30 protein-coding genes and 1 pseudogene are annotated in these 21,963 nt (G+C 73.1%); 13 read left to right on the top strand and 18 right to left on the bottom strand.

Annotation, left to right across the window (positions count from 1 at the left end; all coding sequences use genetic code 11):
* Positions 1 to 87: 87 nt before the first annotated feature.
* On the bottom strand, positions 88 to 477 hold the full coding sequence (locus ACF1BE_RS34520) for a winged helix-turn-helix transcriptional regulator (protein WP_392202940.1): 390 nt from the start codon (positions 475 to 477) through the stop codon (positions 88 to 90).
* A gap of 150 nt (positions 478 to 627) precedes the next feature.
* On the opposite strand from ACF1BE_RS34520, the gene ACF1BE_RS34515 reads away from it, so the two are divergent.
* The 7 genes from ACF1BE_RS34515 (at position 628) to ACF1BE_RS34485 (ending at position 4,406) form a co-directional block, all read left to right on the top strand.
* Positions 628 to 1,278: an FMN-dependent NADH-azoreductase gene (locus ACF1BE_RS34515; RefSeq protein WP_392202939.1), complete on the top strand. Its 651-nt coding sequence runs from the start codon at positions 628 to 630 to the stop codon at positions 1,276 to 1,278.
* 265 nt (positions 1,279 to 1,543) lie between these two features.
* Positions 1,544 to 1,795, top strand: coding sequence for a hypothetical protein (locus ACF1BE_RS34510; protein WP_392202938.1), 252 nt, complete (start codon positions 1,544 to 1,546; stop codon positions 1,793 to 1,795).
* A gap of 23 nt (positions 1,796 to 1,818) precedes the next feature.
* Positions 1,819 to 2,499, top strand: coding sequence for a maleylpyruvate isomerase N-terminal domain-containing protein (locus ACF1BE_RS34505; protein ID WP_392202937.1), 681 nt, complete (start codon positions 1,819 to 1,821; stop codon positions 2,497 to 2,499).
* Between the two features lie 101 nt (positions 2,500 to 2,600).
* A complete protein-coding gene (locus tag ACF1BE_RS34500; protein WP_392202936.1) occupies positions 2,601 to 2,882 on the top strand; it encodes a hypothetical protein in 282 nt (93 codons plus the stop codon).
* Positions 2,883 to 3,112: 230 nt separating this feature from the next.
* A complete protein-coding gene (locus tag ACF1BE_RS34495) occupies positions 3,113 to 3,277 on the top strand; it encodes a hypothetical protein (RefSeq protein ID WP_392202935.1) in 165 nt (54 codons plus the stop codon).
* A 2-nt stretch (positions 3,278 to 3,279) separates the two neighbouring features.
* Positions 3,280 to 3,555, top strand: coding sequence for a DUF4190 domain-containing protein (locus ACF1BE_RS34490; RefSeq protein ID WP_392202934.1), 276 nt, complete (start codon positions 3,280 to 3,282; stop codon positions 3,553 to 3,555).
* A gap of 59 nt (positions 3,556 to 3,614) precedes the next feature.
* On the top strand, positions 3,615 to 4,406 hold the full coding sequence (locus ACF1BE_RS34485) for a YqjF family protein (RefSeq protein ID WP_392202942.1): 792 nt from the start codon (positions 3,615 to 3,617) through the stop codon (positions 4,404 to 4,406).
* A 171-nt stretch (positions 4,407 to 4,577) separates the two neighbouring features.
* Here ACF1BE_RS34485 and ACF1BE_RS34480 read toward each other — a convergent pair whose 3' ends face one another.
* Positions 4,578 to 4,997, bottom strand: coding sequence for a CBS domain-containing protein (locus ACF1BE_RS34480; RefSeq protein WP_392202933.1), 420 nt, complete (start codon positions 4,995 to 4,997; stop codon positions 4,578 to 4,580).
* Positions 4,998 to 5,180: 183 nt separating this feature from the next.
* Here ACF1BE_RS34480 and ACF1BE_RS34475 point away from each other — a divergent pair.
* Positions 5,181 to 6,063: pseudogene (locus ACF1BE_RS34475) on the top strand (DMT family transporter).
* 6 nt (positions 6,064 to 6,069) lie between these two features.
* Here the strand turns inward: ACF1BE_RS34475 and ACF1BE_RS34470 are convergent.
* From ACF1BE_RS34470 to ACF1BE_RS34460, 3 genes are all read right to left on the bottom strand, one after another.
* Positions 6,070 to 6,513, bottom strand: a complete 444-nt coding sequence (locus ACF1BE_RS34470; RefSeq protein ID WP_392202932.1) for a MarR family winged helix-turn-helix transcriptional regulator — start codon at positions 6,511 to 6,513, stop codon at positions 6,070 to 6,072.
* Between the two features lie 104 nt (positions 6,514 to 6,617).
* Positions 6,618 to 7,178 (bottom strand): quercetin 2,3-dioxygenase, encoded by a 561-nt coding sequence (locus tag ACF1BE_RS34465; RefSeq protein WP_392202941.1) that lies wholly within the window; start codon positions 7,176 to 7,178, stop codon positions 6,618 to 6,620.
* A 163-nt stretch (positions 7,179 to 7,341) separates the two neighbouring features.
* Positions 7,342 to 7,512, bottom strand: a complete 171-nt coding sequence (locus ACF1BE_RS34460; RefSeq protein WP_356825992.1) for a hydrophobic protein — start codon at positions 7,510 to 7,512, stop codon at positions 7,342 to 7,344.
* Positions 7,513 to 7,650: 138 nt separating this feature from the next.
* Between ACF1BE_RS34460 and ACF1BE_RS34455 the strand changes: the two genes are divergently transcribed.
* Positions 7,651 to 7,824, top strand: coding sequence for a CsbD family protein (locus ACF1BE_RS34455; protein ID WP_392202931.1), 174 nt, complete (start codon positions 7,651 to 7,653; stop codon positions 7,822 to 7,824).
* 98 nt (positions 7,825 to 7,922) lie between these two features.
* Here the strand turns inward: ACF1BE_RS34455 and ACF1BE_RS34450 are convergent, their stop codons facing one another.
* From ACF1BE_RS34450 to ACF1BE_RS34420, 7 genes are all read right to left on the bottom strand, one after another.
* Positions 7,923 to 8,372, bottom strand: a complete 450-nt coding sequence (locus ACF1BE_RS34450; protein WP_392202930.1) for a hypothetical protein — start codon at positions 8,370 to 8,372, stop codon at positions 7,923 to 7,925.
* Positions 8,373 to 8,528: 156 nt separating this feature from the next.
* The gene (locus ACF1BE_RS34445; RefSeq protein ID WP_392202929.1) at positions 8,529 to 8,879 is read right to left on the bottom strand and encodes an STAS domain-containing protein; all 351 of its coding nucleotides are present in this window, start codon (positions 8,877 to 8,879) and stop codon (positions 8,529 to 8,531) included.
* 78 nt (positions 8,880 to 8,957) lie between these two features.
* The gene (locus ACF1BE_RS34440) at positions 8,958 to 9,446 is read right to left on the bottom strand and encodes an MSMEG_6728 family protein (RefSeq protein ID WP_392202928.1); all 489 of its coding nucleotides are present in this window, start codon (positions 9,444 to 9,446) and stop codon (positions 8,958 to 8,960) included.
* A gap of 74 nt (positions 9,447 to 9,520) precedes the next feature.
* Entirely contained in the window at positions 9,521 to 10,402 is an 882-nt protein-coding gene (locus ACF1BE_RS34435) for an SDR family oxidoreductase (RefSeq protein ID WP_392202927.1), read from the bottom strand.
* 58 nt (positions 10,403 to 10,460) lie between these two features.
* Positions 10,461 to 10,913, bottom strand: a complete 453-nt coding sequence (locus ACF1BE_RS34430) for a hypothetical protein (RefSeq protein ID WP_392202926.1) — start codon at positions 10,911 to 10,913, stop codon at positions 10,461 to 10,463.
* 84 nt (positions 10,914 to 10,997) lie between these two features.
* On the bottom strand, positions 10,998 to 12,617 hold the full coding sequence (locus ACF1BE_RS34425; RefSeq protein ID WP_392202925.1) for a phytoene desaturase family protein: 1,620 nt from the start codon (positions 12,615 to 12,617) through the stop codon (positions 10,998 to 11,000).
* Positions 12,610 to 13,104, bottom strand: a complete 495-nt coding sequence (locus ACF1BE_RS34420) for an SRPBCC family protein (protein WP_392202924.1) — start codon at positions 13,102 to 13,104, stop codon at positions 12,610 to 12,612. Before ACF1BE_RS34420 ends, ACF1BE_RS34425 begins: the two co-directional genes overlap by 8 nt.
* A gap of 377 nt (positions 13,105 to 13,481) precedes the next feature.
* Between ACF1BE_RS34420 and ACF1BE_RS34415 the strand changes: the two genes are divergently transcribed.
* The 3 genes from ACF1BE_RS34415 to ACF1BE_RS34405 all read left to right on the top strand — a co-directional run bounded on the left by ACF1BE_RS34415 (position 13,482) and on the right by ACF1BE_RS34405 (position 15,350).
* Complete coding sequence (locus tag ACF1BE_RS34415; RefSeq protein WP_392202923.1) at positions 13,482 to 14,093, top strand: PRC-barrel domain-containing protein; 612 nt, start codon at positions 13,482 to 13,484, stop codon at positions 14,091 to 14,093.
* Positions 14,090 to 14,521 carry a PRC-barrel domain-containing protein gene (locus tag ACF1BE_RS34410; protein WP_392202922.1) on the top strand — a complete coding sequence of 144 codons (432 nt, stop codon included), beginning with the start codon at positions 14,090 to 14,092 and terminating at the stop codon, positions 14,519 to 14,521. The genes ACF1BE_RS34415 and ACF1BE_RS34410 overlap by 4 nt, the downstream gene beginning before the upstream one ends.
* A gap of 316 nt (positions 14,522 to 14,837) precedes the next feature.
* Positions 14,838 to 15,350 carry a MarR family winged helix-turn-helix transcriptional regulator gene (locus ACF1BE_RS34405; RefSeq protein ID WP_392202921.1) on the top strand — a complete coding sequence of 171 codons (513 nt, stop codon included), beginning with the start codon at positions 14,838 to 14,840 and terminating at the stop codon, positions 15,348 to 15,350.
* Between the two features lie 356 nt (positions 15,351 to 15,706).
* Here ACF1BE_RS34405 and ACF1BE_RS34400 read toward each other — a convergent pair whose 3' ends face one another.
* Positions 15,707 to 16,879, bottom strand: coding sequence for a PP2C family protein-serine/threonine phosphatase (locus ACF1BE_RS34400; RefSeq protein WP_392202920.1), 1,173 nt, complete (start codon positions 16,877 to 16,879; stop codon positions 15,707 to 15,709).
* A gap of 144 nt (positions 16,880 to 17,023) precedes the next feature.
* Between ACF1BE_RS34400 and ACF1BE_RS34395 the strand changes: the two genes are divergently transcribed.
* Positions 17,024 to 17,509: a MarR family transcriptional regulator gene (locus ACF1BE_RS34395; protein ID WP_392202919.1), complete on the top strand. Its 486-nt coding sequence runs from the start codon at positions 17,024 to 17,026 to the stop codon at positions 17,507 to 17,509.
* Positions 17,510 to 17,830: 321 nt separating this feature from the next.
* Here ACF1BE_RS34395 and ACF1BE_RS34390 read toward each other — a convergent pair whose 3' ends face one another.
* The 5 genes from ACF1BE_RS34390 to ACF1BE_RS34370 all read right to left on the bottom strand — a co-directional run.
* Entirely contained in the window at positions 17,831 to 18,205 is a 375-nt protein-coding gene (locus ACF1BE_RS34390) for an STAS domain-containing protein (RefSeq protein WP_392202918.1), read from the bottom strand.
* Entirely contained in the window at positions 18,202 to 19,290 is a 1,089-nt protein-coding gene (locus ACF1BE_RS34385) for a B12-binding domain-containing protein (protein ID WP_392202917.1), read from the bottom strand. The genes ACF1BE_RS34390 and ACF1BE_RS34385 overlap by 4 nt, the downstream gene beginning before the upstream one ends.
* Positions 19,287 to 20,969 (bottom strand): SpoIIE family protein phosphatase, encoded by a 1,683-nt coding sequence (locus tag ACF1BE_RS34380; protein ID WP_392202916.1) that lies wholly within the window; start codon positions 20,967 to 20,969, stop codon positions 19,287 to 19,289. The genes ACF1BE_RS34385 and ACF1BE_RS34380 overlap by 4 nt, the downstream gene beginning before the upstream one ends.
* Before the next feature lie 292 nt (positions 20,970 to 21,261).
* Complete coding sequence (locus tag ACF1BE_RS34375; RefSeq protein ID WP_392202915.1) at positions 21,262 to 21,696, bottom strand: ATP-binding protein; 435 nt, start codon at positions 21,694 to 21,696, stop codon at positions 21,262 to 21,264.
* A gap of 118 nt (positions 21,697 to 21,814) precedes the next feature.
* Positions 21,815 to 21,963 (bottom strand): sigma-70 family RNA polymerase sigma factor (locus tag ACF1BE_RS34370; protein WP_356826024.1); only part of this gene is annotated, 149 nt, incomplete at its 5' end.

Below are 21,963 nucleotides of genomic sequence, written 5' to 3'. Positions count from 1 at the left end.
GGCTCGATCAACGCCCACGACTCATCGGTCAGCTCATGACGACGCACCACGCACAGACCAACGACGCCGACACTTTGCGGACACGACCTAGGCCCGCGTCCGGGACGGTCGCTCCAGGCTGGTCTCGGGGCACGCCGCCGCCTCCGGCAGGTGGACCTTGGCCCACTCCGCCAGCTCTCGCAGCGCGGGCTCCAGGGCGGCGCCGGCCGTCGTCAGCCGGTAGGAGACGCGCAGCGGCGGCCCCTCGTCGACCTCGCGCAGGACGAGTCCGGCCGCGCCGAGTTCGGCGAGCCGGTCGGACAGCATGCGTTCGCTGATGCCGGGGACGGCCCGTCGGAGGTCGGTGAAGTACGCGGGCTGTGCCACCAGAACGGCCACGATCGGGCCGCTCCAGCGCTTGCCGAGCAACTGGAAGACGCGGGTGATGCCGTCGTCCACCCGCTTGCAGGCCGCACTGTCGTGGTTCTCGTCCGCCATGACCCCAGGGTACTACCCCTCCGTAGGGGGGTGAGAAAAAGTAAGTCCCTGTGTTAGAAATAGTCCAGTACGAAACGTCAGCCGCGGCGCTGCGTGTCCGGCTGCCTTGCCTCGCTCACTGCTGCCTCGCTTCGCTTTCTGGAGACATTCATGGCCACCCTGCTGCACATCGACTCGTCCGTCTTCCCGACCCAGGCCTCGGCCTCCCGCGCCGTGACGGAGGCCTTCCGCAAGCACTGGGAGGAGGAGCACCCGCAGGGCACGGTCGTCTACCGCGACCTGGCGTCGCAGCCCGTCGCGCACATCACCGCCGAGGCGCACCTCGCCGGCTTCACCGACCCGGCCACGCACACGCCGGAGCAGGCCGCCGTCTTCGCCGAGCGGGTGAAGCTGATCGAGGAGCTGGAGCAGGCCGACGCGATCCTGATCGGCGCCCCGATGTACAACTACACGATTCCCTCGACCCTCAAGGCGTGGCTGGACAACGTCATTCTGATGGGCCGCACCGCGGGCCCCGACCCGTCCGCCAAGGGCACCCCGGTGACCGTCGTCGCCAGCCGGGGCGGCTCCTACGCGCCGGGCACCCCGCGCGAGTCCTACGAGTTCGTGCAGAACTACCTCAAGGCCGTCCTCGCCGACGCCCTCGGCCTGGACCTCGAGTTCATCGTGCCGGAGCTGACCATGGCGTCGAAGAACCCGGCGATGGCCGAGCTGGTCCCGCTGTACGAGGCCTCCCGTGACCAGGCCTTCGAGGCCGCCGCCGCGAGGGCCAAGCAGCTCGCGGAGCGCCTCGCCGCCTGACGGCCCGGGTACCGGGCGGTACCCGTACGAGCGGCCCCGGACCGGCATACGACGGTCCGGGGTCACTCCGTGCGCAGGCCGTCGGCCCGGATCGGGCGGAGCGGCAGCTGCAGCTGAGCGGCACCTCCAGGGCGACCGTGCGGGCGCCGACGCCGCGCCCCACGAACGCGGGCGGCACCGTCCGCCCCAGCACGGACGGGCCGAGCGTGCGCGCGGGGTGCCGATGACGGTGTGAGCTGCGCGGGTGATGGCTCAGCGGGCTGTCATGCGTGTCGGACGGGTTGTGCACGCCGCCGTCCGCGAGGACGCACCGGCGGCCGGCCGCCCCGACGTCGCACTGCTGCGCCCGCTGTCCCGGCCGGGCGGCGACGAGTGGGGCACGCTCGGCGAGGTCCACGAGCCGGCCCGGATGCCGTACCGGGAGGCGGACCCCGACCGACCGGTCCCGGACATCCGGTCGTCGCGCACGGGCCGGGCCCGGTGCCGCGAGGACGGTGACTACCATCCGGTGTCCTGACCACGACGGGAGAAGGAGACCGGATGAACGCACCGCAGAGCAACGGCCCGGCGTCCGTCCTGCGCGCGGCGTACGAAGCCGCCTCGGCGGCGGTCGCGGACCTCGGCGACGAGGAGTCCTGGCTGCCGAGCGGCTGCACGGGCTGGGCGGTGCGCGACCTCGTCTTCCACTGGCTCCAGGACGCCCAGCGCGCTCTGGTGTCCCTGCACACGCCCGCGCACGGACCCGCCGACCGGGACGCGGTCACCTACTGGCGGGACTGGCGGCCGGACACGGCCGGGGCGGCGAACGGCCGGCGCTGGGTGAGGGTGAACGGCAGCATGTTCCTCGACTTCGGCCAGCTGCGCGGCCTGTACCTGGAGACGCTGGCGGCGGCCGCGCACGCGGCGGCCACCGCGCGGCCCGGGACACTGGTGGCCACGCAGGGGCACGTCCTGACGGCCGGCGACCTGACGACCACCCTCACGGTGGAGGCGACCGTCCACCACCTCGACCTGACCGTCCGGCTGCCGCACGCGCCCGGCCCCTCGGCCGAGGGACTGGCCGCGGTCCGCGCCACCCTGGACGGTCTGCTCGGCCGGCCCGGCCTGCCGGAGTGGAGCGACACGCACTACGCGCGCGTGGGCACCGGGCGGGCCGCGCTCACCGACGAGGAACGGGCGGCCCTGGGGCCGGCGGCGGACCGGTTCCCGCTGTTCGGATGAGGTCCCGCCCGGCCCCGGCCACACGCCCAACACGGGGAACACGCGCGCGACCTGCGCGCGGTGCGGGGCGCGCGGGCCGGGTTGATGAGAGCCTGCGCCTCATGAACAACCCCCCCGCCGTCAACAGTTACGTCGACCGGGTCACGGCCGGCCCCGGCGGAGCGATGACCGACGAGGTCGGCGTCATCACCGGCGACCTCACCATCGCGACCATTCTCCGCTCCGACGGCCACAGTGTGCGCGTCGCCGTCCAGCAGGCCGGCACCGACACCTGGTACACCCTCGCCGGCAGCCCCGCCCCGGTGCCGGGCGGCCAGATCGCCGCCTACCACCGGGATCTGCTGGGCCGTATCCGCCGGGGCGGCGGAACCCGCGCCACCTGAGCACCGGTCGGGCGGACCGGACACGGCCGTGCCGCCCGCTCCGCGGCACGTCCGATGCGGCCGGACTCGAGCTGTCACCCCGTCACTGACGCACCCCGACGGCGAACCACTGCGTGAGGCGGCGACTCGCGGGTAACCGACGATGTCATGAACGCGTTAAAGGAACTGCCGCAGAACCCGGTGCGCCGACAGGAGTCCGCGCCCCTCGTCACCGGCCCGGGGAGGCAGCCGTGCTCTTCCTGATCGCCGCGCTGCTCCTGCTGGGCATCGTCGTGGGCTCGGCGGCCTATCTGCCCTGGCCCGTCACGCTGGTGCTCGGTTCGCTCATCGGCCTCTGGCTCGTCGTCTTCGCGGGACGCGAGCGGCGGCGCCGCAACCGGACGAGGAGGGCCTGACGATGCGACTGACCGCGCCTCCCTCGGCCCGGACCGGCCGGCGGGACACCGAAGGCATGGCCGTGGCCTCCTTCGTCCTGGGACTCGTAGGACTGCTCGTCCTCAACCTCGTCCTCGGCCCCGTCGCCATCGTGCTGGCCGTCATGGCCCTGCGCCGGGACACACCACGCCGGATCCGGGCACTGCTGGGACTGGGGCTGGGCATCGCGGACCTCGTCCTGCTCGCCGTCCTCGTCTCCGCGCACGGCACGGCGTCCTGGTCGGTCTGGGGCGGCTGAGCCCGCCGCACGCCCGGCGCACCGGGTTTCGGCGGCCGTCCGCGGGAAAGCCGGTGGGCGTGGTGTCGTACGGACCGGAGCAGCGTGTGCACGCCCCCGTGCTGCGTGCCGGGTGGCAGACCCAGACCTTCGTGCACTGGGCGTACTCCCCCGACGAGGTCCAGCGGCTGCTGCCGGAAGGACTGGTGGTGGACACCTTCGACGGGGCGGCGTGGGTGGGACTCACCGCGTTCGTCATGGCCGACGTGCGTCCGCCGGGCTCCCCCGTCGCCCTGCCGTCCTTCGCCGAGACCAACCTGCGGACCTACGTCCGTGACCGGTACGGCCGGGACGGGCTGTGGTTCCTCTCCGTCGAAGTGGCCTGCCCGGTGATGCTGGCGGCCCGCGCGGTGGGCGTGCCGTACCACCTCGGCCGCCTGGACGTGTCGCGCCAGGGGGACACCCTCTCCTACGCCGGGGTCCGGCGCGGCGGCGGACCCCGCTACCACCTGGCCGTCCGGCCCGGCGCCCAGATCCGGCCGGACCCCCGGGACGTGTGGCTGACCTCGCGGTGGCGGGCCTACACCCGGCGGCTCGGCGCGCTCTGGCAGACGCCCGTCGAGCACGCGCCCTGGCCGCTGCGCGCGGCCCGCCTCGACCGTGTCGAGGAGACCCTCACCCGGGCGGCGGGGCTGCCACCGTCCGGCGCCGAGCCGACCGTGCACTACTCGGACGGCGTGCGGAGCGTGCGTCTCGGCCTCTCCCGCCCGCTGCGTCCCGCCCGCGACCGGGACGCGGAGGGCGGCGGGCCACCGGGATCGCCGGCTCCCCGGGCAGACGGCAGCCACGGCCGCCACGAGGGGGGCCCGTGATGAACGCGGCCCCACGGTGGTGTCCCCGCCCGTGCACGACGGCAGCCACGCGCTGAAGAGCGTTCGTCCTCCGCGCAGACCGGACAGCACTCACGGACACTCACCCTGCGACACCGCCACGGTGTACACGCCCGGCGGCCGGATGCGGGGTACGACGGGCCCCGCCGGTCATCACCGGGTGGGGCCGGCCGCGCTGATGACCCCCAGCGTGGACTCGGGGTCGTACTCCACGGCCACATCACCCAGGGCGACGATCCCGACCACGCACCCGTCCTCCACGACCGGCAGCCGGCGCAACGCCTTGCCCCGCATCAGCCGCAGGGCCCGGTCCACGTCGTCGTCCGGTGCCACGGTGACCAGCTCACTGCTGCACGCCTCGGCGACCGTCCGACCGGTGACGTCCCCGCCGTCGGCGAGGATCCGCACCGTCAGGTCCCGGTCCGTGACCAGGCCGCGCAGCCGGTGGCCGGCGCAGACCAGGACCGCGCCGATGTCCTCGTCACGCATCCGGGCCGCGACCTCGCACACCGGGGTGTCCGGTGGCACCGCGACCGGATTGCTGGTCATGATCTCGCGGACCGCCTGCGTCATGCACTCCTCCAGCTCCACCGGACCGGCTCTGCCCGGCAGATACCCCGGATACGGGCGCATAGCCCGTCCGGGCGGGAACGGCGGCTCCCGCCGGCGGTCACACCTGCGCTCGGACCCCGCTCTCCGTAGGCTGGGAGGGCCCGGTCCTCACTCCGGGAGGTTCGCCGCAGGCAGGAGACGGTCGTGATCGAACTGGCCGCGGCGTTCGCCGTCGCGGGCGCGGCGAGCAACGCCGTGGGCACCGCGTTCCAGCGCGCGGCGGCCTCGGCCAGCAGCCGGGGCGGGCTGCGGCTGCTGGCGGAACTGGTGCACCGGCCCTACTGGACGATCGGCATGGCGGGCGTGATCTGCGCCGCGCTGTTCCAGAGCCTGGCCCTGGTCAACGGCCCGCTCGCGCTGGTCCAGCCGCTGTTCATCCTGGAACTGCCCTTCGCGCTGCTCGTCGCCGCCCCGCTGATGCACCGGCGGCTGCCCCCCCTGGGGCTGGTGGGGCGTCGGCGGCTGTGTGGCGGGCCTCGCCGTGCTGCTCGTGGCGGCGGCTCCGTACGGCGCGACCGACCACGCGCCACTCCCCCGCTGGATCCCGGCCCTGTGCCTGTGCGCCGGTGGTATGGCCGCGGCGATCCTGCTGGCCGGCCGGGGACGCCCGCCGGCCCGGCGCGCCGCGCTGCTGGCGGCGGCCTCCGCGACGGGCAACGCCCTGACCGCCGCCCTCCTGAAGTCGGCCAGCGGCACGTTCGCCGACCACGGCTTCTCCGCGTTCCTGCGGTCCTGGCAGACGTACGGCTTCGCGCTCGCCGGCGCCACCTCCGTGCTCCTGCTCGAGAACGCGCTCCAGGCCGGCCCGCCGGCCGCGGCACAGCCCGCCCTGACCATCGGCGACGCGGTGGTGAGCCTGATCCTGGGTGTCACCCTCTTCGGCGAACGGATCCGCACCGGGTGGTGGCTCGTGCCCGAGGCGTGCGGGGCCCTCATGATCGTGGTGGGGGTGGTGGTCCTCAGCCGGGCCGTCCAGCGCATCACCGTGGTACCGGTGCCGGCCGGCGAGGAGCATGTGGCCGGGTGAGAGCGCTCAGGGCGCGGCGACGCGCGGCGGCTGCCCCCAGTCGCAGGTCAGCGCCTCCCTCAGGGCACGCGCGGGAGTCTGGCCGATCCGCTCCACCAGGACCGTTTCGATCACCGTGATCGTGGCCTGCGCCCGCTCGTGCACGCGCCGTCCCTCGGGGGTCGTGCGGATCAGGCGCCTGCGGGCGGACCCGGGGTCGGGCATCTGCTCCAGCAGCCCCATGCCGATCAGTCCGTGCACCGCCTGATGGGCCGTCTGCCGGGTGACGCCGATACGCCGGGCGAGTTCGGAGACGGTGGTGCCCTCCGCGTCGAGCATCGCGAAGACGGACGCCTGCGCCGTCGTCACCGGCTGCTCACCCGCCGCCTCCATGCTGGCGAACAGGGCGTCCTCGAACCAGCGGCGGGCCTCGGACAGGAGCTGGGGCAGGTTGGTGGCGCGATGACTCATGGCTCCTCGGCGGATCGGGTACCCGGCGGATTATCCTCCCGTGCGGCGCGTACAGGCACCGCCCAGGACACCTGCCGGCGGTGCCTCGGCGTACGGCACGTGTGTCAGCTCCCGGTGCGCCACTGGTGGCCGGGCAGGAAGCGGACGTCGTACTGCCGGGGCACGGTCGCGAACTTCTCCGGTTCCGGCACGAACGGGCGGGCGGGCAGCCCGAGTTCGTCGGCGGGCGTGCCGAGGGTCTCGAAGAACCGCTCGAAGGTGCCGCCGGGTCCGGCGGCGACGCCGACGATCTGGGAGTGGTGGCGTTCCATGCGGTAGGCGTGAGGGCAGTTCTTCGGGACGAAGCCGAAGTCACCGGGCGTGAGCAGCTTCTCGTGCTGCTCGCCCTCGAGGTCCTCCACGAAGAGCCGTACGGCGCCCTGGGTGATGTAGAAGACCTCGTAGGTGTCCGCGTGGGAGTGCGCGGGGATCAGCTCGCCCTTCGGGCCTTCGCAGGTGAAGAAGTTGAACGTGTTCTCGGTCTGTTCGCCGCCCGCGTACACCGTGACGAGGTCGCCGAACAGATGGGCGCGGTCGCCCAGGCCCTTCTCGACGAAGTAGGGCTTGCCCGGTTCCGGCGGGACGGCGGAGCGGGTCCGGTGCCGGGTGGCGTACTCGATGGTCATGAAGAACCTCCGGTTCCGTGCGGGACTCATGTCAGGCTACCTGACATTCCCGGTCCTCGGCCGTGTCCATCGCATCCCGCGTACGCGGAGCCCACCGCACGCGCGCAGGGCCCGGCCGTCGTACCGGCCGGGCCCTGCGCGGGGTGCGTGTGTGCGGGTCAGATCACCATCGGTACCAACGGCCACGACCACCGCCGGAGTTGGCGGAGCGCATGACGAAGCCGAGGAGCCAGAGCACCAGGACGGCGACGGCGACCCACCAGAGGATCTTGATGGCGAAGCCGGCACCGAACAGGATCAGGGCGAGAAGCAGAACGAGAAGCAGGGGAACCATATTCATCAACCTCCTGACCTCCGCATGCCCTGCGAACCTCCCTTCATTCTTTACCGGTTCCCTGTTTGTGAAGGGAGAGCGGGGGCACGAGCGGGTTACCGTGACAGCGGCACACAAGCTACGAGGAGGCGCTTTTCCATGACTGCCGGCGAGAAGGCCAAGGCGAAGACCGAACAGGCCGAGGGCAAGACCAAGGAAGCCGTAGGCAGCGCTGTGGGGAATGACCGCATGGCCGCCGAGGGGCAGGCGGAGAAGAGCAAGGGAGACGCCCGCGAAGCCAAGGAGAAGGCGAAGGACGCTTTCAAGCACTGACGCGCCTCTCCCCGTTATACGCGGACATCGAAAAAGGGTCTTCCCGGACTTGGTCCGGGAAGACCCTTTTTCGATGTCCGCGGGTCGATGTCCGCGGGTCAAAGAGGTGAGCGGCTGCGCGGCACCCGGGCCAGCGGACTCACCAGGCCGTACAGCTGGTCGAAGGCGTCCCGCAACACCGGGCGGTCCTGCGGCGCGGCCGTCACCAGGACCTGTTCCAGGAGCTGCCGGCGGCGTTGACGCGTCGCTTCCAGTACGCACTTGCCGGCGCCGGTGAGGCAGAACTCCCCGGGTGGGACACGGCGCACCAGCGTGCGCTGCTCCAGCCGGTCCAGCAGGTGCCGCGCCGAGCCGAGACTGACGCCGAGATCCCTGGCGATCCTCTCCGGGCCGGCCTGCCCGCCCCCCAGTGCGAGCAGAGCGCGCATCTGCTCCTCGGCAACCGTCGGGGCGACGTCCTCATGGGCCCGCTGCCACAACCGGACCATCGATGCGGCGACGTGTTCCGCCGCCAGTTCCGCTTCGGCAGGTTCGGGTTCCACTGACATGGCTTGCCCCTTCCTTGATGCCGTCGAGAACAGGCGCCTACCCATCTGACTGCGCATCAGGCCCGCCCATGCGTTCGAAAGGGCGCTGAACTGGGGCAGCGGGCCGGGGAAATGCGACCCGCCTCGGCCATCGGAGTGACGGAGGCGGGATCGGGTTCAGCCGTCCACCGCTGCCGCCGCTTCCCGGGCGGATTCGTAGATGTCGAGGATCTCGTCGACACCGGTGATTCTCAGCAGTTGCCGCAGCTGGTCGGGGACCGCGGCCAGCACCAGCCTGGCACCGATCTCCCTCGCGTGCCGATGGGCCGCCAGCAGTGCGTTGAGTCCCGCGGAATCACAGAACGGCACCCCCGCGACATCCAGTACGACGAACCGCTCGCCGGACTCGAGAAGACTCAGGAACTCCGTGCGGAACATGGGCCCGGTCAGGTAATCCATCTCCCCGGAGAACACGGCCACCAGAGCGTGCCCCGAACGGGTCTTCACGACCTTAGGAACGTTGGACACCAGCCCTCCCGATACCGCCGGGACCGCAGACCGCGTCCCGGAGGACCGCCTGCCCCCGATGGAGCCGCCCAACCGCTGTCAGGGACGCTGGGACAGATCACCGCCCTCCCGGTCGGACGACGGCCACACATAGGGCAGATCGTCCGGGACGCCGGGAAAGGCGGGCGCATACGTCTCCGGGTCCTTGCGGACGAGGGCGGACCGGTGGCTGTGGTGGAAGGCCTCGTCACCGAGCCACGGCGGCAACTCCCCCGCTGCGGCGAGGGCGTCCTGATCACGCACGGGCGCGCCCGGGTGGTGCGCGGCGTATCCGGCGACCAGTGAGGCGGCGCAGCTGTCCTGGTGTCCCTGCTCCCGCCAGACCCGGCACACCTCGAGGCCGTAGCGGACCAGTGCCTCGTCGTACCCGCTCCACATGCGCACGGCCGGGTGCCGGCGCCAGCCGTATCCGGGGACGGTCAGGCCACGCAGCACCTGAAGTGCCTCGACGCGCTGTTTGCCCAGGCGGCGGCGGTCGAGGAGCAGGGCGGAGCGCCGGAAGTCGGGATCGGGGAGAAACGTCTGCATGGACGCCGTCCTGAGGTGGGTGGGGTCGGGGTGCCGGCTCGGGTTCGTGTGCTCGGGAGGTGTCTCCCGGCGGTTCACGGGGCGTGCCGGCTCGCCTCGTGGTCGGCGTCCCCTCCGACGCCGAGGAGTCCGGTCGGCTCGAGGGAATCCTCGGCCTCCAGGCGTGGCAGGCCCCGGCGGGCCGCGCGCAGGACCAGCGGGGGCAGGAGGGCACGCACCGGCTGCACGAGCCGGAGCCAGGGCGGTGCGTACACGGCTGTGCGGCGGCGTTCCAGGCCGTGCACGATCCGGCCGGCGACCTCCGTGACGTCGTACACCCGGCGGGCGGGTCCCGGCATGTGGCCGCGCAGTTCGCGCAGCACGGTGTACCGGTCGGCGTCGCGCACCATGTCGGTGTCGGTCCAGTTCGGGTAGGCGATGCCCACCGCGACGCCGTGGGCGGCGACCTCGGCGCGCAGCGCGTGCGCGAACGCCTCCACCCCCGCCTTCGACGCGCAGTAGGCGCTCATCAGCGGAGCGGCGCCGAGCGACGCCAGGGAGGCGATCTGCAGGTAGTAGCCGGCCGTGGCCCGGAGGTCGGGAAGGAAGACACGGGCGGTCTGGGCGCTCCCGGTGAGGTTGACGTCGATCACCCGCCGCCACTCGGCCGGGTCCGTGGCGGCGAACAGGCCGCCCGCCGCGATGCCGGCGTTGGCGATCACGACGGACGGGGTGCCGAGACCCCGGCGTACCTCGCGCGCGGCCCGTCGCAGGGCCGGGAGGTCGGTCACGTCCGCCTCGATCGCGAGTGCCCGCGTCGGCAGCCGCGCGGCCAGGTCGTCCAGCAGGTCCTTCTCGTGCCCGAGGAGGGCCGGCCGGGCGCCCCGCCGGGCGACCTCGCGGGCGAGCGCGGCGCCCAGCCCCCGCGCGGCGCCCGTCACCACGACAGTCCGGTTCTTCAGGGGACTGCTTCCCACGGGCTTCGCCTTTCTCTCTCGCCGGGGCGTTTGCCGCGCTCCGGTGGCGGGGTGCGGGTCAGGCCTCGGCGGCCGGGGGGCGCGCCGTGTGGTCGGGGTGCCCGCGGGTGCGGCGGTCCTCCTTCATCTCGGCCTCGTACAGGTGGTCCCGGCCCTGGGCGAGTTCGCTCACCGCACCGCGTTCCAGCTGCTGGAAGGGGCGGTAGTAGGTGTCGTTGTAGGCCTCGACGATCTGGAACGTCCAGTGGCCCGGGATGACGTTGCGGCCCAGGATCTCGGCCTCGACCTTGTCCGCCCACTCGGAATGCCCCGCCTCGCGCAGCAGCCGCACCGCCCGGTCCAGTTCCAGGTCGGCCCCTCCGGTGAGCTGGTGGAAGCCGTACAGATGGCCGCGGGCGCGTTCGGTGGTCTCCAGGGCCTTGGACAGCGATCCGAGTGCCTCGACGGTCTTGTCGTCGACGCCCTCGGGGCGCCGGTGCCGGCGGTCGGGTCCGTCCTGGTGGTCGTGCATGGTGCTCCCCTGGGGTGCGATGACGTGTCCGGTTCTCTTCCCGTTCCCCCGGGTGACCGGATGCGCCGTCCGCCGGTCGGCCGGTCAGCGTTTGCGTCCGGTGCGGTCGCGGCGGGTGAGGACACGCTGGACGCCGGCCAGGCCGGGTGCCCGCCGGGAGCGCAGCGCGGCACGGGCCGCGTTGGCGCCGGGAGCACCGTGCACGCCTCCGCCCGGATGGGCGCCCGCGGAGGCGAGGTAAAGGCCCGGCACGGGGGTCTCCGGCCGTCCGGTGCCGGGTACGGGGCGGAAGACGAGCTGCTGGTGGAGGGCGGTCGTGCCGCCGTTGATGGCGCCGCCCACCAGGTTGGCGTCCAGCGCCTCCAGGGTGGGCGGCGCCAGTACGCGCCGGGCGCGGATGCGGGAACGGAAGCCCGGGGCGAAGCGCTCCACCTGGCGCTCCACCCGGTCCGCCATGCGCTCCTGCTCGGTCTCGTCCCAGGTGCCGGTGATGCCCTCGTCGCCGGCGTCCGCCCGGATGTCCTGCGGGACGTGGGTGTAGGCCCAGGCGGACTCGGTGCCCTCGGGGGAACGGGAGGGGTCCGTCGTGGTCATCTGCCCGAACAGGGCGAAGGGACGGTCGGGCACCTGGTGCATGGCGATCTGCGCGGCGAAGCGGGTCAGTTCGTCCACGCCGTCGGCCAGGTGGACGGTCCCGGCCCGGGCGGCCTGCTCGGCCCGCCACGGCACCGGGCCGTCGAGCGCCCAGTCCACCTTGAAGGTGGCGAAGTCCCACTGGAAGCGCAGCAGGTCCGCCATCAACTGGGCGGGCAGGTGCTCGGCGCCGACGAGTTCCCGGTAGAGGACGGGCACGGCCACGTCGGCGAGTACGGCTCTGCGCGCGGGCACCGCCGTACCGGCGCTGGTGCGCACCCCCACGGCCCGGCCACCGCGGATGACGACGCTCCGCACCCGTTCCCCGCAGCGGACCTCTCCGCCCTTGCGGCGCAGCCGCCGCACCAGCGCCTCGGTCAGCGCGCCGGCGCCGCCGGCCGGCACGGGGAAGCCGTACGTCTGCCCCAGCATCGACATCAGCCAGCCGAAGCCGCCGCTGCCCGCGGACTCGGGGGCGAGGTCGGCGTGGAGGGCGCTGCCGGCCAGCAGCAGCCGGCCGCCCTCGCCGCGGAACTCCTCCTCCCCCATCCGGCGCACCGGCAGGGCCAGGGACCGGGCCGTGCGCAGACCGCCCGCCGCGCGCAGCGTCCACAGCAACCGGGCCGAGGACTTGACCGGCGGGAACGGGGTGAACAGGGCGCTCAGCAGGTCGGGGCTCAGCGTCTCCCACAGCTCGCACAGGCGCCGCCAGGCCGCTCCGTCGCCGGGTGCGAAGGCCTCGGCGGACGCGGCCGTCGTCTCGATGTTCCGGTCCAGGACGGCGCACCGGCCGTCGCTCAGCGGATGGGCGAGCACGCTCGGCGCGTGGCTCCAGCGCAGCCCGTGCTCCTCGAGGCGGAGCGCGGACAGGACGGGGGAGGCGGCGGCCAGCGGGTAGAAGGAGCTGAAGAGGTCGTTGACGAAGTCGGGATGGACGCCGCGGTCATGGCGGACCGCGCCGCCCGGCTCGGGCTGTTCCTCGATCACCAGGACGCTCCACCCGGCGTCCGCCAGCACGTTGGCGGCCACCAGCCCGTTGGGGCCCGCTCCGATCACCACGGCGTCAGGCATGGCCGGGCGCCTCCCCGGTGCGGGTCTGCCGGGCGGAGGGGGTCGGGCGCCGCTGCGCGCGCTCCTCACAGCACCGGGCGAGCCGGGCCAGCATGGAGCGGTGGCGCACCTGGATGAGTGCCTCGACGCCTACGTTGTGCAGAACGGCTCCGGCCCCCTGCAACGGGTGTTCGTCCGCGATGATCAGGCAGTACTCGCCCCACTCCCGCAGCTCGATCGAGAAGCGGGCCGTGCCGAGGAATCCCGCCATGATCTCCAGTTCCAGGCGGGTGCCCTCCTCGCAGTGCCGTACGACCGTCTGGTTGGCGAGCCTCATCGGCCCCAGCGGGATCTCGTACTCGATGGACGCGCCGACCTGCGGCCACTGTCCCTGTTTCGGCCGGGACTCGCCCGTGCCCACCACCCAGTCGGCGTATCGGTTGCCGTCGGCGAGGACTTCCCACACCACGGCCGGTTCGGCCTTGATCAGACGATGACGAACTGCCATAGGAGCCTCCGGATAGCGGACTGCCGACGGCCGTCACCGGGTGCCCTGGGACGGGCGGCCCAACCGTGTGACGGCCGGCGTGCCGTGTGCCCCCGTGCGGGAGGCCGTATCCCCGGTGGGCCGTGGGCCCGCGTCACCCCTTCGGGGCAGGCGTGTGCCGAGCCTCCTGCGGGCAAGCGGGAGCACAGGGGAACCCCGGTACGACGAGGGACACGGTCCCTGAGGAGGTCGGCGATGGTGTGGTGGGCCTGGGTGGTCCTGGTGATCGTGGCGATGGGACTGATCGCCGCGGCGACGCTGGCGGTGCAGGCCAGGCGTCGTTCCGGAACGGTGATCGCGGTGCGCGGGGGCCGTCGGTCGGGTCGAGGAGGTCAGCGGTGATCACGCTGATGCTCGCTCGCGAGCTGACCGGGCGGGAGGTGGTGACCCTGGCCGGTGACGCGGTGGCGCGGATCAAGGACACGGTCTTCGACGCCGGGGCGGGCCGGATCACCGGCTTCACGCTCAGTGGCCGGGGGCTGCTGGCCGGACCGCTGAAGCGGAGTCTGCCGTTCTCCGCGGTGCACGCGGTGGGACCCGCGGCGGTGATGATCCCGAGCGAGGCCGTCCTCGCGGACCGGGACGCGGTCGTGGGATCCCACGCGGCCGGAAGCGGCCAGGTGATCGGGGCACCGGTGCTCACCGACCAGGGAACCGCGATCGGCACCGTGCGCGACGTGGTGGTCGAGGGCGGCACCGGCGGGCGCGTCGTCGGCTTCGAGATCGCCGCCAACGACCATTTCGACAGCCGGCGCCGTCACGTGTTCATTCCCCGTGGGGAGACCCTGGCCGTCTCGGGTGAGGCCATGGTCGTACCCGCGCGGGCGAGCCACTTCGCCGCGGCGGACCTGCCCAGCTTCGGCGCCCAGGTGGAGGCCTTCCAGGCGGGCGCCCGGCTGCCGCACGCGGACACTCCCGCACCCGCCGAAGCCGAAGGAGACCCGGCATGACCCTCTTCACGCAGGCCCAGGGCCTTTCGGTGGTCACCGCCGAGGAGGCGGTGACCCTGGGCACGGTGAGCGGCCTGACCATCGACGCCCGGACCCGGAGCGTCGCCTGCCTGCGCCTGTCCGGGGCGTCCAAGGGCGCCTCGGTCATCGACTGGAGGGCGGTGGAGGCCGTCGGGCGCGACGCCGTGATCGTGCGCTCGCGCGTCGCCGCGGAGTCCGCCCCGGACGAGGCGCCCGAGCACCGCGAGGCCGTCGGGAGCCGGGTTCTGACCGAGTACGGCACCGAACACGGCACCGTCAGGGACGTCGCCTTCGACCCGGTGACCGGAGAGATCCTCACGCTGTACACGGCGCTCGGCGACATCCCGGGGGAACGACTGATCGGCATCGGTTCCTATGCCGTGGTCGTCCACGCGGACCGCGTCTGACGGCAGCGGGAACCGAAGTGGTCGCCCTCGTACACGGATCACCCGGACGGCTCCGTGTGCGGGGGCCGTCGCCGGGCGGTCGGCGGGAACCCGGAGCCGGCGTGCGTGCCGCGCTCCGGGCGGCGGCGTGCCGCGGCCGACCTCCCGAGCAGGCCGCGGCGCCCCGCCTCGTTCGCGCACGGGTGCCCGGCGGGATGAGACACCCGCGTGCCGGACCGGAGCGGACCGGCACCGGTTGCCCTGCGAATGGGCGGGTACTGCGTGTGCGTGAGGTAGGTGTCCGTCCGGTCCAGGGGTTCCTGAGAGTGATGTGTTCGTGACTCGTCTCGGTGATGCCGGAGACGGCCAGGTACGCGCGGAGGGGAACGACCCCGAGGCCGCCGCGTCGCAGATCGCCGACGCCGTGGAGCACCTGTCCCAGCTGTGGTCGGATGCCGCGCAGCGGGCGAGTCTGCGGTTGTCGGCCCACCAGTTGCGGGGGCTGCGGATACTGGAGGCCACGCCGGGGCTGAATCTGACGGGGCTCGCGGAGCGCATGGACATCGGCCTTCCCACGGCCAGCCGCCTGTGCGACCGTCTGGAGGCAGCCGGCCTACTGGAGCGGGTGCTGCACCCGCACAGCCGGCGCGAAGTACAGCTGAACCTCACGGGCCACGGCCGGCGCCTGCTCACCGAGGTGGCCTCGGAGCGCGCGCGGGCGCTCGCCGCCCCCCTGTCCACCATGCGTACCGCCGAACGTGCGGCACTGGTCCAGGGCATGCGGGCGTTCCTGCGGGCACAGCGGCACGGGCCCGCGCGGGGCGACGGCCCCGGCACGAGCGAACCATGACGGCCGGCGGGTCCGGCCCGCCGGCAGGCCCGCGGTGTCGGCCGGTCAGCGGTGCGTGCCGGTCCGGGAGGACCGCGGCGGCATCCTGCGCCAGGCGCCCCGGGTCGGCGCCGGCTCGCGGAGAACGCGGGCGAACGGAACGTACGGCCGGACGCGGTCCCGCGCGCAGACCACGACGCTCCCCCGCACGACGCGCGGGCCGCGACACCGCGGTCCACGGCTCGCAGGTGACGCCGCCGGCCGCGAACTGGCGCGGGAATGCGGCGCACCGCCCGGGCAGGTGGCGGGCGCCCGGCCGGAAGCGGGGCCGGGCCGCGGGGAGCCCTGGAACGGCCCCGGCGGTCAGGCTGACGTGCTCACCGGTCGGCCGGCTTTCCGCGCCAGTCCAGGCAGACCACCAGCGCGTCGTCGTCCGGCATGGCCTCGCCCCGGTGGCCGGTCAGCTCGCGCAGGATGGCGCGCGGCACCTCGGCCGCGGGCAGCAGCCGGGTGGACTGGATCGCCCGCGCGAGAGCGGCCTCTCCGTAGGCCTCCCCCTTGGGCGAGGCCACCGCGTGCACGCCGTCACTGACGAACAGCAGCCGGTCCCCGGGCTCGACCTGGAACTCCTGGGGCACGTAGTCGGTCTCCTCGAACATGCCGAGCGGCAGTTGCGCGTCGAAGTCGACGCGCTCCACGACGCCGCGTCGTAGGCGCAGCAGCTGCGGGGAACCGGCGTCGACCACCTGCACCCGCCCGGTCGACAGGTCGAAGTCGAAGAGCAGAACGGACAGGTAGCAGCGTCCGCGGTAGTGGGCGTAGACGGCCTGGTCGGCGAGGGCGGCCTGGTCGGCGATGGGGATGCCGGCGCGCCGGGCGTTGCGCAGGGCGTTGATGGCGAGGTTGGTCAGCAGGGACGCCTCTATGCCCTCGCCCATGCCGTTGGTGACGTACAGCATCAGGTGGTCGGCGGTGGCCGACCAGTCGAAGTTGTCGCCGAAGATGGCGTACGCGGGTTCCAGTTGCGCGGCCAGGTCGTACTCGGCACGCGAGCAGGAACGGCCGGGCAGGAGCTGCCACTGCATCTCCGCGGCCAGGGTGAGCCGGTCCTTGCGCCGCGCCTGGAGATACAGGTCGGTGTCCCGCTCGGCCACGAGCACCTCGCGCCCCAGCACCTCGGCGATCTCGCAGAGTTCGGCCTGGTGGCGGCGGGCGTGGTCGGCGTCGGCCAGGGTCACGGACAGCACGCCCATCCGGTCGCCGCGCACGCTGACCGGCAGGTGCAGGCGCGCGCGGCCGTCCCGGGTGTTCTCGCTGTAGCACTGCTGTGAGCCGAACGCGCGTCCCACCGGAGTGTTGTGCACCGACACCGGTTGCAGGGTGTGCGGCAGCACGGACACCGGTTGCAGCACGGTCAGGCTGTAGTCCGCCATGAACAGCTCGACGGCCTCGGCCGCGTACTGTTCGACCAGTACGCGGCGGGCGGCGTCGAGCAACTCATGGGGAGCCGCTGTCCGCAGAGCGCGTACAGCGGCGACGAATCTCTTCACGATGAGAAGTGAACCAATCTTTCGCCGGACAAGTGTGGGCCTCCTGAGGAGGCGAAGTTCTCCCTACCGTGGGCCGGTGGCGCGGACATCCGCCGCAGGCACCCGACCTAGTACGCTGGCGGGCACCCCAGTGCCTGCGAGAGTGTGACCGTGACTTCCTTCCACCGCCGACCGGAGCCCGACGAGATCGCACGCGTGACCTCAACGGCCGCGGAGCTGCTGGAAGTCCTGTGGGGGCGGGCGTCGACCGCGCCGGCCTCCGCGTCCCAGCTGCGCCTGCTGCATATCCTCGAGCACCAGGACGGGATCAACATGCGCACGCTCGCCGAGGCCCTGGCCTCGACACCGCCGTCGACCAGCAGGCTGTTCGACAGGTTGCAGGCCGTCGGCTTCGTGGAACGTGAGAACAGCCCGGCCGACCGGCGTGAGGTGCGGCTGCGCCTGAGCGGCCGGGGCCGCGCCTTCCTCGCCGATCTGCGGACCCGCCGGGAGGCGGAACTCCGGGCCGTCCTCGGCCTCATGCCGGTCTCGAAGCGGACCGCGCTCGCGGAGGGGCTGGAAGCGTTCTGTGCCGTGGCCGCCGGGCAGATACACGACGACGCGCAGGGGCCCGGCAGCCGGACCGCCTGAACCGGCCGGCCGGCCGGCACCGCTTTTCCTGGACGGTGGCGCGCACACGGAGCGGCCTCCGTTGACCGGAGCATCCCAGATCCTTCCCCGTGTACATACGACACGGCTACCTTCTTGCCTCCTGGCTATAGTTGTCAAACAGCAACTGTGTGCGCCGGGTGATCGTCGGCGGACGTCCAGAAGCCGTCCTGTCCTCCGTGTACCCCGAGCCCCGCGCGATCTGCGGTGCCTGTGGCGCACTTCTCGGCCGGGCGGTGCGAGCGCGCCGGGGAACCGGGGCCCCGGCAGCGCGGACGCTCCGGGCGGGACGCCGGAAAGACGTCAGGGTGCGGGGCGGGAGGACGGCCCGGCGTCGGCGGGCGGCAAGGGCCGGGTGAGGTGTTCGAGGATGTCGGTGAGCTCCAGCCGGTGGTCCAGGAAGCCGGGACGGTTGTCCAGACGGAGGTCGGCGCCCAGGGAACTGGTGTACCGGTGGACCATGAGCAGGGCGGACAGACCCGAGGAGTCGATCCAGGTCAGGCCCCGGAAGTCCAGCCGGACCACGCTGGGCCGCGGATGACGCCGGAGATGTCCGACGACGGTGTCCACCAGGTCGTCGCTGGTGTCGTACTCCAGCTCGCCCGCGATGTGCACGGTCCACACGGCCGGCCGGCCGGTGATCTCCAGGCTGAGTTCGGTGGGTGCGTGCTCGGTCATACGCGGATGCCGGGTCCGGGAGCGGGGCCGGTGGAGCGGGTGCGTAGCGCGCGGCTCCCCTCGCGCAGCAGCCCCAGGGTGCGGGGGAAGTCGCGCACGTGCCCGGCCAGGACGTCCAGCCCGGCCGGCAGGGAATGCGCCGGCACCCCGCGGGCCCGCAGGATGTCGGCGGTCCACGTCAGGAACGCGGTGAACACCGTGGGGTCGTCGACGTAGAGGGCGGTGGCCAGGAAGTCGACGATGTGGGCGACGTCCTCCGCCGTCCGCTCCCGCTGCGCATCGGTGTAGGCGCGCACCGCCGGGAAACGGTCCTCCAGGTCGGTGAGGGTCTGTTTCACCAGCCGGCCACGGGAGTGGACGACCATCGTGTACTCCTGGTCGGCCAGGTGGGGCAGGTCGTCGACCGCCTGCCGGACCGCCGTCGGGGCGGGCCGGGGCAGGCCGCCCGCCAGTACGTCCGCCGCGCCGCGGGCGTCCGCCGCCCACCGGTCGGCTCCCAGGGCCCTGGCGTGTCTGCCGCCGGGGCCGAAGGCGCGGCCTCCGGCGAGGACCGGGACGCCGACGGCCTGGCAGGCGGTGATGGCCGTGTGGGCGGCGGGCAGGTGGGTGGGGAGCGAACCGGACAGCAGCACGGCCTGCGGATCGGTGTGGTGCAGGTGGGCGATGAGGTGCGGGGTGGGCGTCTGGGCACCCAGGTGGTCCACCTGCCAGCCGCGCAGGCGCAGTATCTCCGTCACCAGCCGGGCCGGGAAGGCGTGCCACTCGCCGTCGACGCAGGCGACGGTCACCCGGCCCCGGACCGTCCGGCCGGCCCGCTCGGCCCGCGGAGGGTGGGCCAGGGCGGCGACCACCCGTTCGTTGATGGCGGTGGCGGCATGCTCCCGCGCGACGGTGAGGCGGTCGGCGGCCCATTCGGTGCCGACCTTCTCCTGCACCGGGGCGATCACGTCCAGCAGCAGTGCCTCTTCGTCGAGCCCGTCGGCCAGTGCCTCCCGGACGGCGTCCACGGCGTGGTACTCGTCACCGGCCGCGACGGCTTCCCACAGCCGGTCGCGGCACTCGTCCGCCTTGGCGCGGTGGATCACCTGCTCCTCCTGGGACGCGGATGCCGGGCCCGGCCGTCGACCACCGACAGGGGGCCTCCCCTGGGGGCGCTGATGGCGAGGACGGCCATGTCGTCGTGGCGGCCGGTGCCGAGCCACTGGGTGGCGAGCATCTGGACGCGTTCCACGACGGCTTCCGCCGGCATGCCCACGCACTCGGCCAGCGCCCGCCTGAGCCTGCGCTCCCCGAAGAACTCGTCGCCCAGCGGTCCGCCGCGGGCCTCGGTGATGCCGTCGGTGTAGAGCAGGCAGGTCTCCCCCGGCGCGAGCGTCGTCTCGACCGTGCGGGCCGTCACCTGGGGCAGCGCGCCGACGAGGGTGCCGCGGGTGGGCACCTCGTCCACCTCGCCGTTGTTGCGGACGATCAGCGGCGGAAGGTGTCCGGCGCTGGTCAGCCGCAGCCGCACCCGGCCGCCCCGACGGCACACCGAGGCCAGCACGAGCGTGGCGAACCGGGTGTGGTGCGAGGTCAGTAAGGCGCCGTTGAGGAGGGCCAGGACCTGGTGGTGGTCCGCCGCGAGGGGCAGCAGCGCGTGCAGGGTGTTGCGGATCTTACCGGCCAGGACGGCCGCGTCCAGGCCCTTGCCCGCGACGTCACCGAGGACGACGAGGCTCTCCCGGGAGGAGTCGGCGCCGGGATGGAAGTCGTAGAAGTCCCCGCCGACCCGTTCGTGGTCCTTGGCCGGGCGGTAGGCGGCCGCGTACTCCACGCCGCGCACCCGTTGCAGGGTGGGCGGAAGCAGCTCCCGCATCAACGTGGCAGTGATGGCGGCCTGTTCGGTGTACAGCCGGGCCGCGGACAGGGCGGCGCCGGCCCGGGCGGCGAACAGCCGGGCGAAGACCTCCTCCCCGTCGGAGAAGGACTTCTCGGTGCCGGAACGCAGCAGGATCAGCGCTCCGGCGGGTACCCCGTGGCCGGGCAGGGGGGCGATGATGACGGAGCCGACCGTCCCCGGGAAGCCCTCGGGCACCAGCCAGTCCGGGATGTCGTCGGGGTTGATCCAGCGTGCCGGAACGGGCGGGAACCCCTGGAGCGCCTCGCTGAGACCGGGAACGCCGTGCGGATCGACGTTCCGGGTCACCTGGGTGACGGACCCGCCGCGTCGTGCATACGTCAGGTGGTGACGCAGTCCCTGCGGCGGGGCGACGAGCACGGCGGCCTCGGCCAGGTACTCGGCGGCCGTGTCGGCGACCACCTCCATGCAGCGCGGCACGTTCAGGGTGGACAGGAGCCTGCTCGAGACCTCCGCCAGGGCGTTGGACCGCTCCTGGGCGCTGTGCAGGGCCCGTTCGGCCAGCCGGCGGTCGGTGTCGTCGACCAGCCACCACACCACGTCCCCGTCGGCGGACGGCGAGGGATGCGCCTCGAGGACGCGTTCGTCGATGACACCGCTCAGCGGACCGTGGCGGGGATACGGCTGCCCGCCGGCGATGTGCCGGTGGGCGTCGGACAGCCAGGCGGGCACGATGTCGTGGAGCCGGTCACCGCCGCAGGCGTCCGGCAGCAGCGACCGGGCGGCCCGGTTGAGCTGCACGAGACCGCCGTGCCGGTCGACGACCAGGATGGGGCAGGGGGCGTCGTCCCACGTCGCACCGACACTGGCGGCGGCGTCGCGCGGGGCGGCGGAGGAGCCGCGGAATGCGCACACAAGCAGGGGCACGCAGCGTGCGTGCCCCACCACCTTCCTGCCTCTGGAAATAGATGCCTTACGGCAACAGTTGCGCATCCTGGTGTCAGACGCAAGCCGCTGTACGCGGTCGGTGGCGGCGCCGGGGCGCGGGATCCCAGCTGGGAGCGGCCGTACGGTGGTGAGAAAGATGTGGGTGACTTCCTGTCCGGGACCGCGTGCGATGCGGTTCTCGCGCTGAGCGGAGACCGATCGTCCCGGTGTGCGCGTCAGGACCGCGTGCCTGCGACGGCACGCGGTCCTCTTCATGGACGCAGGCGGTGTCCTACCCGGCCGCGTGTCCGGCCGGCCCGACATCCGCCAGGGCGATGCGGACGGTGATCCTCTTGCCCACCGGCTCGCGGTGCGCCTCGAAGGCCTCGGCGACGGCCAGGACGATCTCCAGGCCGTGCTGGCCGACCCGGCCGGGCTCGGCGGCACGGGCCACCGGCAGCACGTGGTCGGAGTCCCACACGGACACCTCGACGAGGGCACCGGTGATGCGCAGGTCCATCAGGATCGGCCCCGGCGCGTACTTGCACGCGTTCGTGACCAGTTCGCTGACGACCAGCTGGGTCAGGTCGAGCGCCCGGGCGGAGACCGGAACGCCGTGTTCCTGCTGCGCGTGCGTCAGGAACGCGGCGGCCCGGCGCCGCGCCTCGGCGATGCAGCCGATACCTCCGTCGAGCGCCGCGCCGGCCTGTATCGGCTCGGGGGCCACGTCCCGTGCACGGTCTGCGCGGAGACCGCACGCCGTTGAAGCCGCCTTCACTACCATCACCTGGCCGCCTATACCCGCCTTGTGGGGCTCCATGCCCCCTGATTACGACTAAGGGAACTCAGCGGGTCGTGAGCATCCCTTCGCGCAGGCGCTTGAGGGTGCGGGACAGCAACCGCGAGACATGCATCTGGGAGACACCCAGACGCTCACCGATCTGCGCCTGCGTCAGCTCCTCCACGAACCGCAGATGCAGGATCACCCGATCCC

Source organism: Streptomyces sp. NPDC014991, from assembly GCF_043080665.1.
Taxonomy (GTDB): Bacteria; Actinomycetota; Actinomycetes; order Streptomycetales; family Streptomycetaceae; genus Streptomyces.
Note: the sequence above shows the minus strand (reverse complement) of the source record. Positions and strands in the feature narration are given on the sequence as shown.

Coding starts and splice junctions, on each gene's coding strand:
- ACF1BE_RS34520 (WP_392202940.1), bottom strand. CDS start 477: ATGGCGGACGAGAACCACGACAGTGCGGCCTGCAAGCGGGTGGACGAC.
- ACF1BE_RS34515 (WP_392202939.1), top strand. CDS start 628: ATGGCCACCCTGCTGCACATCGACTCGTCCGTCTTCCCGACCCAGGCC.
- ACF1BE_RS34510 (WP_392202938.1), top strand. CDS start 1,544: ATGCGTGTCGGACGGGTTGTGCACGCCGCCGTCCGCGAGGACGCACCG.
- ACF1BE_RS34505 (WP_392202937.1), top strand. CDS start 1,819: ATGAACGCACCGCAGAGCAACGGCCCGGCGTCCGTCCTGCGCGCGGCG.
- ACF1BE_RS34500 (WP_392202936.1), top strand. CDS start 2,601: ATGAACAACCCCCCCGCCGTCAACAGTTACGTCGACCGGGTCACGGCC.
- ACF1BE_RS34490 (WP_392202934.1), top strand. CDS start 3,280: ATGCGACTGACCGCGCCTCCCTCGGCCCGGACCGGCCGGCGGGACACC.
- ACF1BE_RS34480 (WP_392202933.1), bottom strand. CDS start 4,997: ATGACGCAGGCGGTCCGCGAGATCATGACCAGCAATCCGGTCGCGGTG.
- ACF1BE_RS34470 (WP_392202932.1), bottom strand. CDS start 6,513: ATGAGTCATCGCGCCACCAACCTGCCCCAGCTCCTGTCCGAGGCCCGC.
- ACF1BE_RS34465 (WP_392202941.1), bottom strand. CDS start 7,178: ATGACCATCGAGTACGCCACCCGGCACCGGACCCGCTCCGCCGTCCCG.
- ACF1BE_RS34460 (WP_356825992.1), bottom strand. CDS start 7,512: ATGGTTCCCCTGCTTCTCGTTCTGCTTCTCGCCCTGATCCTGTTCGGT.
- ACF1BE_RS34455 (WP_392202931.1), top strand. CDS start 7,651: ATGACTGCCGGCGAGAAGGCCAAGGCGAAGACCGAACAGGCCGAGGGC.
- ACF1BE_RS34450 (WP_392202930.1), bottom strand. CDS start 8,372: ATGTCAGTGGAACCCGAACCTGCCGAAGCGGAACTGGCGGCGGAACAC.
- ACF1BE_RS34440 (WP_392202928.1), bottom strand. CDS start 9,446: ATGCAGACGTTTCTCCCCGATCCCGACTTCCGGCGCTCCGCCCTGCTC.
- ACF1BE_RS34430 (WP_392202926.1), bottom strand. CDS start 10,913: ATGCACGACCACCAGGACGGACCCGACCGCCGGCACCGGCGCCCCGAG.
- ACF1BE_RS34425 (WP_392202925.1), bottom strand. CDS start 12,617: ATGCCTGACGCCGTGGTGATCGGAGCGGGCCCCAACGGGCTGGTGGCC.
- ACF1BE_RS34420 (WP_392202924.1), bottom strand. CDS start 13,104: ATGGCAGTTCGTCATCGTCTGATCAAGGCCGAACCGGCCGTGGTGTGG.
- ACF1BE_RS34410 (WP_392202922.1), top strand. CDS start 14,090: ATGACCCTCTTCACGCAGGCCCAGGGCCTTTCGGTGGTCACCGCCGAG.
- ACF1BE_RS34390 (WP_392202918.1), bottom strand. CDS start 18,205: ATGACCGAGCACGCACCCACCGAACTCAGCCTGGAGATCACCGGCCGG.